Annotated in this window: 15 protein-coding genes; 4 read left to right on the top strand and 11 right to left on the bottom strand. The window is 68.6% G+C overall.

From position 1 onward, the window contains the following. Positions 1–143: 143 nt before the first annotated feature. Entirely contained in the window at positions 144–293 is a 150-nt protein-coding gene (ykgO, locus tag AB6807_RS23305; protein WP_013542562.1) for a type B 50S ribosomal protein L36, read from the bottom strand. Between the two features lie 133 nt (positions 294–426). Next, positions 427–933: a Fur family transcriptional regulator gene (locus AB6807_RS23300; RefSeq protein ID WP_371086413.1), complete on the bottom strand. Its 507-nt coding sequence runs from the start codon at positions 931–933 to the stop codon at positions 427–429. Between the two features lie 153 nt (positions 934–1,086). Between AB6807_RS23300 and AB6807_RS23295 the strand changes: the two genes are divergently transcribed. Further along, a complete protein-coding gene (locus tag AB6807_RS23295) occupies positions 1,087–1,953 on the top strand; it encodes a hypothetical protein (protein ID WP_132748999.1) in 867 nt (288 codons plus the stop codon). Positions 1,954–1,978: 25 nt separating this feature from the next. On the opposite strand, the gene ylqF is transcribed toward AB6807_RS23295, so the two are convergent. Then, entirely contained in the window at positions 1,979–2,977 is a 999-nt protein-coding gene (gene ylqF / locus AB6807_RS23290; RefSeq protein ID WP_371086412.1) for a ribosome biogenesis GTPase YlqF, read from the bottom strand. 345 nt (positions 2,978–3,322) lie between these two features. Between ylqF and AB6807_RS23285 the strand changes: the two genes are divergently transcribed. Both AB6807_RS23285 and AB6807_RS23280 read left to right on the top strand, forming a co-directional pair. Then, positions 3,323–3,751 (top strand): CBS domain-containing protein, encoded by a 429-nt coding sequence (locus tag AB6807_RS23285; RefSeq protein WP_130422069.1) that lies wholly within the window; start codon positions 3,323–3,325, stop codon positions 3,749–3,751. A gap of 150 nt (positions 3,752–3,901) precedes the next feature. Beyond that, complete coding sequence (locus tag AB6807_RS23280) at positions 3,902–4,261, top strand: HPF/RaiA family ribosome-associated protein (protein WP_116912876.1); 360 nt, start codon at positions 3,902–3,904, stop codon at positions 4,259–4,261. Positions 4,262–4,319: 58 nt separating this feature from the next. Here the strand turns inward: AB6807_RS23280 and AB6807_RS23275 are convergent, their stop codons facing one another. The 5 genes from AB6807_RS23275 to AB6807_RS23255 all read right to left on the bottom strand — a co-directional run bounded on the left by AB6807_RS23275 (position 4,320) and on the right by AB6807_RS23255 (position 8,702). Further along, the gene (locus tag AB6807_RS23275; RefSeq protein WP_286518378.1) at positions 4,320–5,246 is read right to left on the bottom strand and encodes an SDR family NAD(P)-dependent oxidoreductase; all 927 of its coding nucleotides are present in this window, start codon (positions 5,244–5,246) and stop codon (positions 4,320–4,322) included. Between the two features lie 178 nt (positions 5,247–5,424). Further along, positions 5,425–5,805, bottom strand: a complete 381-nt coding sequence (locus AB6807_RS23270; protein WP_371086411.1) for a response regulator transcription factor — start codon at positions 5,803–5,805, stop codon at positions 5,425–5,427. Positions 5,806–5,931: 126 nt separating this feature from the next. Continuing rightward, positions 5,932–7,503, bottom strand: coding sequence for a glutamate--cysteine ligase (gshA, locus tag AB6807_RS23265; RefSeq protein WP_116912874.1), 1,572 nt, complete (start codon positions 7,501–7,503; stop codon positions 5,932–5,934). A 175-nt stretch (positions 7,504–7,678) separates the two neighbouring features. After that, positions 7,679–7,996 (bottom strand): putative quinol monooxygenase, encoded by a 318-nt coding sequence (locus AB6807_RS23260; RefSeq protein ID WP_116912873.1) that lies wholly within the window; start codon positions 7,994–7,996, stop codon positions 7,679–7,681. Between the two features lie 37 nt (positions 7,997–8,033). Further along, complete coding sequence (locus AB6807_RS23255) at positions 8,034–8,702, bottom strand: alpha/beta hydrolase (RefSeq protein WP_371086410.1); 669 nt, start codon at positions 8,700–8,702, stop codon at positions 8,034–8,036. Between the two features lie 208 nt (positions 8,703–8,910). On the opposite strand from AB6807_RS23255, the gene AB6807_RS23250 reads away from it, so the two are divergent. Further along, complete coding sequence (locus AB6807_RS23250; RefSeq protein ID WP_371086409.1) at positions 8,911–9,219, top strand: hypothetical protein; 309 nt, start codon at positions 8,911–8,913, stop codon at positions 9,217–9,219. An 82-nt stretch (positions 9,220–9,301) separates the two neighbouring features. Here the strand turns inward: AB6807_RS23250 and AB6807_RS23245 are convergent, their stop codons facing one another. The 3 genes from AB6807_RS23245 to AB6807_RS23235 all read right to left on the bottom strand — a co-directional run bounded on the left by AB6807_RS23245 (position 9,302) and on the right by AB6807_RS23235 (position 12,588). Continuing rightward, a complete protein-coding gene (locus tag AB6807_RS23245) occupies positions 9,302–10,306 on the bottom strand; it encodes a Bug family tripartite tricarboxylate transporter substrate binding protein (protein WP_371086408.1) in 1,005 nt (334 codons plus the stop codon). Positions 10,307–10,454: 148 nt separating this feature from the next. Further along, positions 10,455–11,627 (bottom strand): FAD-dependent oxidoreductase, encoded by a 1,173-nt coding sequence (locus AB6807_RS23240; protein ID WP_371086407.1) that lies wholly within the window; start codon positions 11,625–11,627, stop codon positions 10,455–10,457. 25 nt (positions 11,628–11,652) lie between these two features. Beyond that, a complete protein-coding gene (locus tag AB6807_RS23235; RefSeq protein WP_371086406.1) occupies positions 11,653–12,588 on the bottom strand; it encodes a tryptophan 2,3-dioxygenase in 936 nt (311 codons plus the stop codon). Positions 12,589–12,675 lie beyond the last annotated feature (87 nt).

Raw genomic sequence — 12,675 nt, 5'->3', positions numbered from 1 at the left:
CAGGTTGGGAAGAAGACGCGCGCAGGCTTGCGCCGGCGCGGGTGCGCCGAAACATTCGACAAGGGTTCGTGGGGGGACCGGCGCTTCGCGCGGGGGCGCGCCGGTCGGCGCTCTTCAGTCGGCGCCTGGGGGCTGCGCCGTGCTCAGCGCTTGTTCTTGTTCTTCGCGCCGCCCTGCCGCGCCTTGAAGCGCGGGTTGGACTTGCAGATGACGTAGGTGCGCCCGCGCCGCGTCACCACCTGGCAATCGCGATGGCGCTTCTTGGCTTCCTTGAGCGAGGAAAGGACTTGCATGGTCGTACTCGGGCCGTCGCTGGCCATGGGTTTGGGAACCCGCGACTATACGTTATTGAGAATACGTTCTCAATAACGATTCGATGCTGATCGACGGCTTGCTGCCGTGCGAGTGCGTCGGTGCTTCTTTTCGTCAGTGCGCCTTCGCGCGCGCCTTCTGTGTCTTTTGCGCTTTTTGCGCACCCGGCGCGCACGACGCGCACAGCCCGTGCAGCGTCACCTCGTGGCTCGTCACCTGGAAGCCCTTGGGCGCCAGGTCGTCCATGGGGCCGGGGCAGGCGTGCAGCAGAAAGACCTGCCCGCAGTTCGAGCAATGGAAGTAGTGATGGTGGTGGTCGGCGCCATTCGCATCGTGCCCGTCGTGCCCGTGCCCGTGCCCGTCTTGCTCCGGGTGCCCGTGGTCCTTCGCGTGCGCGCCGGGCTTGCAGGCGACCTCGTAGCGCGCCGGTTCGCCCGGCAGCTCGACCTTGGCGATCTCGCCGTCCGCCAGCAGCAGCGACACCTGGCGGTACACGGTCGACAGGCTGATCTCGGGCACGATCTCGCGCGCATGCGCGAGGATTTCAGGGGCGGTAAGCACGCGACCGGCGTCGCTGAAGGCGGAGAAAACGGCGTTGCGTTGGCGCGTGAGACGTTGCATTTTTCGATGATAGTGGGCCGCGCCGAAGCGCTTCGGCCTGCGGCGCGAACAACCTTGCGCCCGGCGCCGTGGCCGTCCTCAGGCGCAGGTCAGGCCGGCGTGGCATCCTCGGGAGCCGAACGCTGTGTCCGAATTTCCATGGGAGACGAAAACGTGAGATGGATCCATCGGCGGAGCGCGCTGGCCTTCTCGGCCGCCTGCGCCGCCTCCGCCCTGCTTGCCGCTTCGGGCTGCGGGCGGCAAGGCGCGTCCAGCGCACCTGGCGCATCTTCCGCACCTGTCGCACCCCTGGCCCCCACCGCACCCGGCGCCGAGGCCCCTGGCAGCGTCGCCATCACGCAGGACGACATCGACTGGTTCCGCCGCAGCAAGGCCGAGTGGATCGCCTGCGAATCGGGCGCGCCCGCCATCGTGCCGCCCGAGCTGTCGCTGGAGCAGTTCGGCGAGGCGCTGGACGGCGGCAACCCGCGCGTGTCGCCGCTGTTCGACCGCTTCGTGAAAGTGACCTCGGCCTTCTTCCTGCACGCGAGCTTCGCGCCGGGGCACTACGGCTTCGTGCCGCCGCTGGGAAAGCGCGATGCCTTCGACGTGTCCGCGGAGCACATCCGGCTGCTGCAGCACGCGAACTGGCGCACCTTCATGATCGATTGCAAGCGCCCCTACGGCGACTTCACGCACTACGAGATCGACATGGCCGACATCCTCGGGCTGCCGGTGGCCAAGGACGCCAAGGGCCTGGCGCAGATCGGCAAGGACGCCGAGCAGCGCATGGACGCGCTGCACGCCGACATGCTCTACGCGCTGCAGGCGTACATCCGCTTCGCGCGGCTGAGCCCGGGGCGCTACGTGGTGCCCGAGCGCGGGCTGTCGCAGACGGTGGGTCGGCCGCTCTGCCGGCCGGTGTCGGCGACGCGCATCGCGATGTACCAGCGCGCGCTGTCGGCGGCGGGGCCGCATCCGGATTCGCGGCGCACGGCGGCATTGAACGAGGCGGCCGGGGCGCTGTTCGCGCTGGACTGATCGGCCACGGGCAGGGCAGTGCGGCTCAGTCCTGCGGGTCATCGGCGGGGGCGTCTTCCGGTACGGCACCCGGCATGCTGTCCGACGCAGGCTTGGCCTTGCCCTTCTTGCTGCGCGCGGCCTTCTTGGCGGCGCGCTCGGCGTCGGCGCGCTGGCCCGCGGCCAGCCACTGCGCGAACTCCTCGGGCGTCTCGAGCGTGATGCGCCCGAGGTTGCCGGCGCGAAACTCGTGCATCACGATTTCCGCCGTCTTCTGCAGGTTGACCTTGCCCTTGCCCAGCAGCGCGCCGCGCTTGCGGCCGATGGTGTCGAGCAGGTCCTCGTCCTTCATGCCGGCCATGGTCTCGGTGTCGAGCTCGACCAGCTTGAAGCGCGTGGCCACGCCGGCGGCGTAATGCACCTTCAGGTAGTCGAGCAGCTCGAGCGCCACCTCTTCCTCGTCGAAGGCGTTGCGCCCCACCGCGCCGCTGGCGGCCAGGTTGTAGCCGCTCTTGGGCACGATGATGCGCGGCCACAGCATGCCGGGCGTGTCCCACAGGTAGAAGTCGTCGGCCAGCACGATGCGCTGCTCCAGCTTGGTAATGCCGGCCTCGTCGCCCGTCTTGGCCTTGCGCCCGCCGGTGAGCGTGTTGATGAGGGTCGACTTGCCCACGTTCGGAATGCCGCAGATCAGCACGCGCATCGGCTTGGCCATGCCGCCGCGGTTGGGCGAGAGCTCGTGGCAGGCCTTGACCAGCTGCTGGGCGGGCGTGGTCTGGCTCGCGTCCAGGCCGATGGCGCGGGCGGCAGGCAGCGCGTTGTAGTGCGCGAGCCAGCGCGCGGTCTGCGCGGGGTCCGCCAGGTCCTGCTTGTTGAGCACCTTCACGCTCGGGCGGCCGGCCGTGAGCTCGGCCAGCATCGGGTTGGCGCTGGAGCCGGGCAGGCGCGCGTCGAGCAGCTCGATGACCACGTCGATGTCCTTCACCCGCTCGATGATGGCCTTCTGGGTCGAATACATGTGACCGGGGAACCACTGGATCGCCATCGGTGGGGTTCTTTCTTTTTTCGCGCTGTCGCTGTCTGGAATGGGGAGGGCCTCGCAGGGCCGGGTGCGCATTGTGGCCCCGGAACCTGAACGCAAGCCTGAACGAGGCCTCCGCTACGTTTTCGATAGCTGCAAGGGCGCATTCTCGCCGCGCACCGAAAGCCGCGCCCCGGCACGTGCAGCCCTTGGTTCTCGCTCATTGACAGCGTGTTGCACACACGCGCAATCCCCTAGACGGTTTTGCATCGCGGGGCGCCATTGCGCGCGGTAACGCCCCTATCATTTGAAACAAGTGCGGCGCCCGAGCGTCGGTCGAATCGAAAACCCTTCATGGAGTTACACACGATGAAACCCGTCTCCGAACTGCTCAAACGCCATGACTCCGCAGCATGGCGCACCTCCCCGGACACCAGCGTGTTCGACGCGCTGTCCACGCTGGCGCGCTTCGAGGTCGGCGCGCTGATGGTGATGGACGGCGAGAAGCTGGTGGGCTTCCTGTCCGAGCGCGACTACACCCGCAAGGTGGCGCTGCAGGGCAAGAACTCGAAGGAAGTGAAGGTGCGCGAGATCATGACGCCCGACGTCATGACGGTCACCCCGCAGACCCGCACGCGCGCCTGCATGACGCTGATGAGCCAGCGCAAGTTCCGCCACCTGCCGGTGGTCGACGGCGACAAGGTGGTCGGCATGATCTCCATCCAGGACTTGATGGACGACATCATCTCGGACCACGAGGCGACCATCGAGCAGCTGACCACGTACATCCAGAGCTGAAGTCCCCACGCCGAACAGGGCGACGCAGGCCCGGCCAATCGCCGCATTGCGGACCCTGCCCGGCGCGTGGGTAGGGAATAGACCTACGCGCGCACCCGCGCTTCAGGGCGCACAGTGGGCTTTCGTTCATCCATCCAGCAGGGACATTGCATGCAGATTCAGGTCAACACGAGCAACGGTATCGACAACAAGGACACGCTGGAACGCTGGGCCGACACGGAGATCAAGCAGCACCTGAGCCGTTTCGCCGAGGACGTCACGCGCGTCGAAGTGCACTTGAGCGACGAGAACCACGACAAGACCGGCGGCGCCGACAAGTGCTGCGTGATGGAGGCGCGCCTGGCGCACCACCAGCCGCTGGCGGTGACGCAGCACGCGGCCAGCATCGACGAGGCCTTCCGCGGCGCGGCCGACAAGCTCAAGCGCCTGCTCGACAGCACGCTGGGGCGCCTTCACAACCATCGCGACCGCGGCTCGATCCGCACCGACCCGAGCTTCATCGCGGAATAAGCCCGGCAGCCCGGCGGAGGCACGGCAAGGGCCTAGCCCCGCCCTGCCCCTGGGGTTGTCAGCCCCGCTTGGCGTTCGCCATCGCCTTGCCGACCTCGTTGGTGCCCTGCGCGGCACCGCTTTGCGGCACCACCTCGCCGTCGCGCGAGGTCACCTCGGACAGCCGCGCGGCCAGTTGCTCCGGCGTGTCGGGGGCAATGCCCAGCCAGGCGCCCTGCGTCATCGTGATGTGGGCGGCCTCGAAGGTGCCTGCGCCCGCGCACAGGATGGTGCGGTTGGGCGCGTCCTGCGCGGCCAGCACCAGCATGGCGGGCACCACGGCCTCGGGCTTCAGCGCATCGAGCACTTCCTGCGGCATCAGGCCTTCGGTCATGCGGGTGGCGGCGGTGGGCGCCAGGCAGTTCACGCGAATGTCGTTCTTGGCGCCTTCCAGGCTCAGCGTCTGCATCAGGCCCACCAGCGCGAGCTTGGCCGCGCCGTAGTTGCTCTGGCCGAAGTTGCCGTACAGGCCCGAGGACGACGTGGTCATCACGATGCGGCCGTATTTCTGCTCGTTCATGAGCGCCCAGACGGCCTTGGTGCAGTTCACGGCGCCCATCAGGTGCACGTCGACCACCAGCTTGAAGTCGTCCAGCTCCATCTTGGCGAAGCTCTTGTCGCGCAGGATGCCGGCGTTGTTGACGAGGATGTCCACGCGGCCCCAGGCGTCGACCGCCTGCTTGACCATGGCCTGCACGGCCTCGAAGTCGGTCACCGAGGCGCCGTTGGCAATGGCTTCGCCGCCCGCGGCCTTGATTTCGTCGACCACCGCCTGCGCCGCGCTCACCGAGCCGCCGGAGCCGTCGCGCGCGCCGCCCAGGTCGTTGACCACCACCTTGGCGCCGCGTGCCGCCAGGGCCAGCGCGTGCTGGCGGCCCAGGCCGCCGCCCGCGCCGGTCACGATGGCCACGCGGCCGCTGAAGTCGATGCTGTTGCTGCTGCTCATGTCTCTCTGTCGCTTTCCTAGGGAGTTGCCGTTGGGGTTGCCGGTGTTCAGCGCCGCCCGGGGGGCGGCAGCGTGGCTTTTTAACCCAGAAAGGCGGGGGCGCGCAGTCTCCCGCGCGGGGGACAGTCTCGTGGGTGTCAGCGGCCGCGGTAGGCCCTGCTGTGGCCCGTTCAGCGCTTCAGTGCCGCGACGAACTCACCTGCTCGCAGTACGCCACCAGCTGGTCGAGCTCGGCCGACTTGTCGAAGAAGGCGTCGGCGCCCAGCTGCTGCGAGCGCTCCCGCATGTCGGCCGTGGCGTAGTTGCTCAGCACGATCACCTTCTGGTGTGGCGCGCGGTTGCGGCAGGCGTGGATCACGCCCAGCCCGTTGCCGCGCTTGAGAAACAGGTCGACGATGGTCAGGTCCCAGTCGTCGCGGTGCAGGCGCAGCCAGGTGACGGCTTCGTCCTCGGTGCTGGCGGAGGCCACGACGTGCGCGTCGGCCACGTCCTCCAGGAAACCCACCAGGTTTTCCCGGATGACCGGACTGTCTTCGACGAGGTAGGCCTTGAATGTCATGACTGCATGGTCGCCCTGCACCGCGTACCTGCGGTGGGCGATGCGGGCCAATGCCTGTAGGCCATCGGCCCCCGCCCCTGTCGTCATGGGAACGGGAGCAGGGCGAAAGTCTTAAGCCGACGAGTGTCAGGCCGCCATGGCCATGCGACCACGCGCGATGCCCAGGCGCGCGGGCGACACGTACTGCTCGCGGTAGATCTCGAAGGGCATGGTGTCTGCCGCCTCGATGCGCTTCTGCTCCTGGATGGAGTCGGCCGTCATCTGCTCGAAGCCGGCCTGCAGTGCGGGCGGGAACGGCAGCCCGAGCAGCTGCGCGCGCGTTTGCTCCGACTGGGCACGCACGAAGCCGATGAAGGAGTTGCCGTGCTCCTGCTCGATGGCCGCGAGCACGCGCGCCGAGGGCAGGCTGTCGGGGTTGCGCAGCGCGGCCAGGGCAGCGTGCACCGCGTCGGCGTGCTGGGTGCCGCTGCCGTTTTCCTGACCATGTGCAATGTCCAGCGCCTCGGCGATGGGCAGGCACTGCTCGGCCAGCTCCGTGCCCCAGTCCGCCAGCGACACCTCGCGCCCCTCGCGCTGCAGCTGCAGGCCGGGTTCGCGGCCGCGCGCGGCCGTCAGGTGCTGGTTGTGCGCGAGCTCGGCGATTTCCTGCGGCGTGTCGTCGGCGCTGTCGCTCAGCAGGCAGTGCAGCAGGAACACGTCGATGAAGCGCATGGTCTGCGCGTTGATGCCCACCGTCTCGAAGGGGTCAAGGTCCATCAGGCGCACCTCGACGTACTCCACGCCGCGTTCGCGCAGCGCATGCAGCGGGCGCTCGCCGGGGTGGATCACGCGCTTGGGGCGGATGGTGCCGTAGAACTCGTTCTCGATCTGCAGCAGGCTGGTGCCCAGCTGGTTGTAGTCGCCGCCCAGGTTGCGGATGCCGATGGCCTCGTAGGCCGGCCACGGGCGCGTGAGCGCGTCCTGCAGCGAGGCGCCGTAGCCGTCCAGGCTGTTGTAGCTCACGGCCAGCGAGGCCTGCGCGTCGCTCTGGTAGCCCAGGCGGCCCATGCGCAGCGAGGTGCCGTGCGGCATGAACATGCTGCCGTCGCCCAGCGGCTGCAGCTCGTGCGGGCGGCCCGCCACGAAGCTGGAGCACAGCGCCGGCGAGGCGCCGAACAGGTACAGCAGCAGGAAGGCGTGGCGGCGGAAGTTGCGGATCAGCGCGAAGTACTGCTCGCTCGACACATCCGGCAACGACCAGTTGTAGTGAATGCCCGAGATGGTCTGCATGCGCCGGCCGTAGCGGTGGCTCAGGCCCATGCGGTACACGCTCTTGGCGCGGCCCACGTTCGACGAGCCGTAGCGGCCGATGGGAATGGTCTCGTCCGTAGGCAACCCACAGGGCATGCTAGACGCCCACAGGCGCTCGTCGCCCAGCGTGTCGAGCACGCGGTAGGTGAACTGGTGCACCCGGGTGAGCTCGTCCAGGGCCGATTCGACGTCGCCATGGACGCCCGTGATGAGTTCGAGCTGCGATTCGCTGAAGTCGGTGGTGATGTGCGGGTGCGTGAGCGCCGAGCCCAGGGCCGCGGGGTGCGGCGTGAGCGCGAGCTTGCCGTCCGGCAGCGCGCGCAGGCTTTCCTTCTCGATGCCACGTCGCATGCCTTTCAGTCGTGCGGCTGAAAGTGCACCCAACCTCTCCAGCAATCTGTTGCTCATATTGTTATGACTCATCAATCTTCTTGAGGGGCTGGAAGGTAGCACGGGCGCGCGGGCGTTGCTTGCGCAGGGAATCCCGGCCTTTTACGCCCTTCGATGCGCTACCTTTTTGATAGCTGCATGCACCCAGACAACGCCTGCCCATGCCCAGAATGGCTCGCGAAAATCCAGCCCTTCAGGCCTTCGCGCGGCCTGCCGACAGGTCGATCTCGTCCGACTGGTAGACGTGGATCTCCGGCACGCCGTCGGCCATGGCGGCCAGCGCCTTGCCGAAGGCGCGCGACGCGTCCACCCGAAAGTGCACCTGCAGCGCGGCCATGTCGCTCCAGCGCTCCACGAAGGTCAGGCGCAGCGGCTGCAGCGCGTCGGTGGTCACCTCATGCGAGATGCAGCCGGGCTCGGCGCGCGAGCGCAGCACATGCTCGGTGCTGATGGCCAGCATGGCCTGCAGCGTGTCGGGCTTGGCCAGGGCGTGTCCGATGACGAGGATCATGGGTCGGTCTCCTTTCAGGTGGCGGCCTGCAATGCGGTCAGCCCAGCACCCGCAGCAGGAAGCGGTTCAGGTCGGCAATTTCTTCCATGCACACCGAATGCGCCATCGTGTATTCATGCCATTCGACGGTGTAGCCCAGCGCGGTCAAGGAGTCGCGCGAGCGCAGCGCGGCGGCGATGGGCACCACCGGGTCTTGCCGGCCATGGGCGAGGAACACGGGCGTGTCGTGGTTGGCGGCGTGGCGCTCGGCGGCGGTGGTGGCGGCAATCGGCAGGTAGCCCGAGAGGCCCACGATGCCGGCCAGCCGCTCGGTGTGGCGCAGCCCGGTCATGAGCGACATGGCGCAGCCTTGCGAAAAGCCCGCCACCACGATGCGTTCGGCCGCGATGCCGCGGGCCTTCTCGTTGGCGATGAGCGCCTCGATGGCCGCCTGCGAGCGGCGCAGGCCGGCCTCGTCTTCCTGCGCGGCCAGGTCGGCCACGGCAATGTCGTACCAGGCGGGCATCTGGTAGCCGCCGTTGATGGTCACGGGAATGACCGGCGCATTCGGGAACACGAAGCGCACGGCGCCCACGGAGGAGAGATCGAGCTCGTTGGCGATGGACACGAAGTCGTTGCCGTCGGCGCCCAGGCCGTGCATGACGATCACCGTGGCGGTGGGGTTGGGGGCGGTTTCGATCTCGATGGGGGGACGGGCAGCGGACATGGTCGGACGAAGGTAATCAGAAAAACCGGAAAGATGGATGGCCGGACCTTAGCGCATCCAGTGCCTGCCAGAGCCGGCGGAGCCCACCCGCGCGCACCGGAGCAGAGCGCGCAAGGGGCATGGAAACGGCCGGTTGGCTGACTTGCGCATCGCCGCGCGCCACCCAACATGGCCCGAAGCACCCTTAAAAACACACCAAGGAACCCGCGTGAGCCATTCCCCACCCATGGTCGAGACCAAGCTGGCCGGCGTCGCGCTCGTGTGCGGCGAGTGCGAAGAACGCAAGGACGGCCCCTCGAAACTCAACGCCCGCCAGGTCCGCAAGGAACTCAAGCATGGCCTCTCGCACATGCCGGTGCGACTGCGCGTGGTGCAGTGCAGCTGCCTGGGCCTGTGCCCGAAGAAGGCGATCGCGCTGGCCGCCGTGGCGCAAGGCCACGCGCCGCTGGCCGCCGAGGTGTGCCGCGAGGACGATGTGGAGGCCTTTGCCAAGGCGGTGGCCAAATCTCTGAAGTGACTTTGAAGTGGCGCTGAAGTGAGGCCGGATGGCGCCGGAATGCTGCGCAGCCGATCAGCCCGCCAATCTCAACCCGCCAACGTCACTCGGCCTTGATGCCCACCGCCTTCACGATCTGCGCATAGCGCTCGTACTCCGCCGACACCAGCGTCTGGAACTGGCGCTGCGGATAGCCCGTCGCCTCGATGCCCTGCGCCGCGAGTTCGCTGCGCAGGCCCGGGGTCTGCACGATGCGCCCGGCGTCCGCGGCAATCGCGTCGATCACCGGCTGCGGCGTGCGCGCCGGCGCGAACAGCCCGAACCACGTGCCCGAGCGGTAGCCCTTGTAGCTCTCGGCCACGGTGGGCACCTCGGGCAGCAGCGCGTGGCGCTTCTCGCCGCTGGCGCCGAGCGCCACCAGCCGGCCGCTGCGGATGTGCGGCAGCGCCGGGCCCACGGCGATGAACATCACGTCGACCTGCCCGCCGATCACGTCCTGCATGCCCAGCGGGCCGCCGCGGTAGGGAATGTGGGTCACGTAGATGCCCGCCTTCTGCTTGAGCAGTTCCATGCTCAGCTGCTGCGGGCTGCCGTTGCCGGCCGAGGCGTAGTTGATACGCCCCGGGTGCGCCTTGGCCGCGCGCACGAAGTCGGCCACGGTGCGGAAGCCGGTCTTGGGGTTGGCCACCAGCACGAAATCGATTTGCCCCAGCGACACTACCGGCACCAGGTCGCGCCGCGCGTCGTACGGCAGGCCGGCCTGGATGTTGGGCAGGATGGTGATGGGCCCGTCGGCACCCACCAGCAGCGAATAGCCGTCGGGTTGCGCCTTGGCCAGTCCATCGGCCGCCAGGATGCCCGCCGCGCCGGCGCGGTTGTCGACCACCACCGGCTGCTTCCATTGCTCCGACAGGCGCTGGCCGAGCAGGCGCGCGAGCACGTCGGGCGAGCTGCCGGGCGTGTTCGCCACCGTGATGTGCACCGCCTTCGAGGGAAAGGCCGGCGCTGACGGTGTCTGCGCTTGCGCTTGCGCCCCCAGGGCGAGCGACACGCCGGCCCACAGCGCCAGGACCGGTTTGAGCAGCTTCAGGGGGGAACGCACGCGCATGGAGAACTTTCGGTTGCAGAAGACAAAGCGCGCGATTCTGTCGCGCCTTGGCCCGCAAGCGAACGACCCATTCGTCAGATGCTTAGGTGCATTCGGGCATATGGCGCAACCGCCACAGCGTCTGTGGCGCCTAAAGCGCCTACAGCGCCTACAGCGTCTGCAGTGCCCGCAGTTCCCCGTAGAACGCATCCACCTGCCGCTGCGCACCGTCACGCATGGCCGCGTTGCGCCGCGCGCAGCTCGCCGCGTCTTCCACCGCGCCGGTCTCGCCCACCTTGCGCGAGGCGTCCTGCACGAAGCGGCACACCGGAAAGCGGCGCTCGCCGAAGGCGCGCAGCACAGCCTGCGAAATGCCGTGCGCGGCCAACATGTCGGCCAGCACCACCGCGTCTTCCACCGCCATCGCGCCGCCCTGCCCCATGAACGGGGTCGACGCATGCGCCGCGTCGCCGATCAGCAGCACCCGCCCCGCATGCCAGGGCAGCGGCGCCTGCACCTCCTCGACAGCCGTGTAGAGCACTTCGGAGTGCGCGCCCAGCTGCGCCAGAAAGGTCCGCGCCGGGCCGGCGAATTCAGCGAAGCGCTCGCGCATGCGCTCGGGCCAGCTCTCCTTCGGGTACCAGCGGCCGGCGGGTTCGCTCACCGTGCCGAAGAGGTACAGCCGGTCGTCGCCGATCGGCATGATGCCCAGGCGCTTGCCGACGCCCATCATCATCACCTTCGCGTTCATGTCGCGCGGGCGCTCGTGCACGCTGCGCCACACGCCGAAGCCGGTGTAGCGCGGCATCAGCGCGCCGGCGCCGGCGACGGCCTCGCGCACCTGCGAGCGGATGCCGTCGGCGCCGACCACCAGGTCGAAGCGCTGCTGCGTGCCGTCGGAAAAGCGAATGTCGGCATGCGCGGCATCGCCCGGCGCATCGATGGCCGCGACCGTGGTCGCCAGCCGGATCTCCACGCCCAGCGCACCGAGCCGCGCGGCCAGCACGCGGTGCATTTCCGAGCGCTTGATGCCCACGATGGGCGCCGCGCCGCCGCTGAAGCGCGGATAGAACACATCGACGATGGGCGCGCCCTGGTGGTCGAGGTACACGTTGCGTCCGTCCTCGATGGCAAAGCCCGCCGCCAGGATGCCCGGCAGCACGCCGACCCTGCGCAGCGCCTCCAGCCCGTTGCCGTAGATGAAGATGCCCGAGCTCTGGAAGCGCCATTCGGCCTGCTTCTCGACCAGCGTCACCCGAAGGCCGCGGTCGGCCAGGGCGATGGCGGCGGCGCAGCCCGCAATGCCCGCGCCCACGATCAACACATGTGATGTCTGTTTCATGCCGTGTCCCCGTGTCCTCGCTCGTTCACAGTTGCGTGCGCACCGACCACAGCTCCGGAAAGAAGCGGTGGTCGACCACGCTGCGCAGCCAGCCCACGCCGGCCGAGCCGCCCGTGCCCGGCTTGAAGCCCAGGATGCGCTCGACCGACACGAAGTGCCGCCAGCGGTACTGCGAGAACACGTCGGCGATGTCCATCAGCGCCTCGCCCAGTCGGTACAGCTCGTTCTCGGGCGTGGGGTCGCCGTACACCCACAGCCACGCCGCCTCCACGCCCGCGTTGGGCACATAGGGCGCCGACCAGTCGCGCGACAACGCCTCAGCGGGCACGGCGATGTCGCGCCGGTGCAGCAGCGCCAGCACGTCGTCGTACAGGCTGGGGGCGTTCAGCGCGCGCTCCATCTGCGGCCACACGTCGGGGTTGTTGGCATGCGCGCGCGCCAGTGCCACCGACTTGTTGCCCAGCACGAACTCCACATGCCGGTACATGTACGACTGCTGGCCCGAGGCAATGCCCAGCGTGTCGCGGAACTGGTTGAACCCGTGCGGCGTGATGGTCGAGAGCACGTCCCAGGTCTTGCCCAGGTACTCCAGCAGCGCGCGCACCCGCGGCGCCAGCTGCAAGGCGCCGGCCACGTCGTCGGCCCGAACGCGCGCCTGCATGTTGGCCAGCTCGTAGTGCAGGGCCTTGAAGGTGAGCTCCTTGCAGTGCGTGATGCACAGGAACACCATCTCGTCGTGCCCTTCGCTGCGCATGTGCTGCAGGCTCAGCAGCAGGTCGTTGCGCTGGTGTTCCAGGTAGGGGTTGCTGCGGCCCTCGAAGGCGACCAGCGGCTCGCCGTCGGTGTGCTGCACGGTGGCGGCGCGCTGCGCGTTGTCGCCGGCGGCGATGGGCTTTGCCAGCGACAGCTCGAGCGCGGGGTCGCGCACCTGGGGAATGACTCTTTTGCGGGTGATGGCCATGCGCCCATTGTTCGGCGCGGGCGCGGCGGCCTCAACCTCCGGCACGCCGGATCTGGGCACCGTTCGTCCGCAACGCGCGCCTCTTGA

The organism is Variovorax sp. RCC_210 (assembly GCF_041355175.1).
Classification (GTDB): Bacteria; Pseudomonadota; Gammaproteobacteria; order Burkholderiales; family Burkholderiaceae_C; genus Variovorax.
Note: the sequence above shows the minus strand (reverse complement) of the source record. Positions and strands in the feature narration are given on the sequence as shown.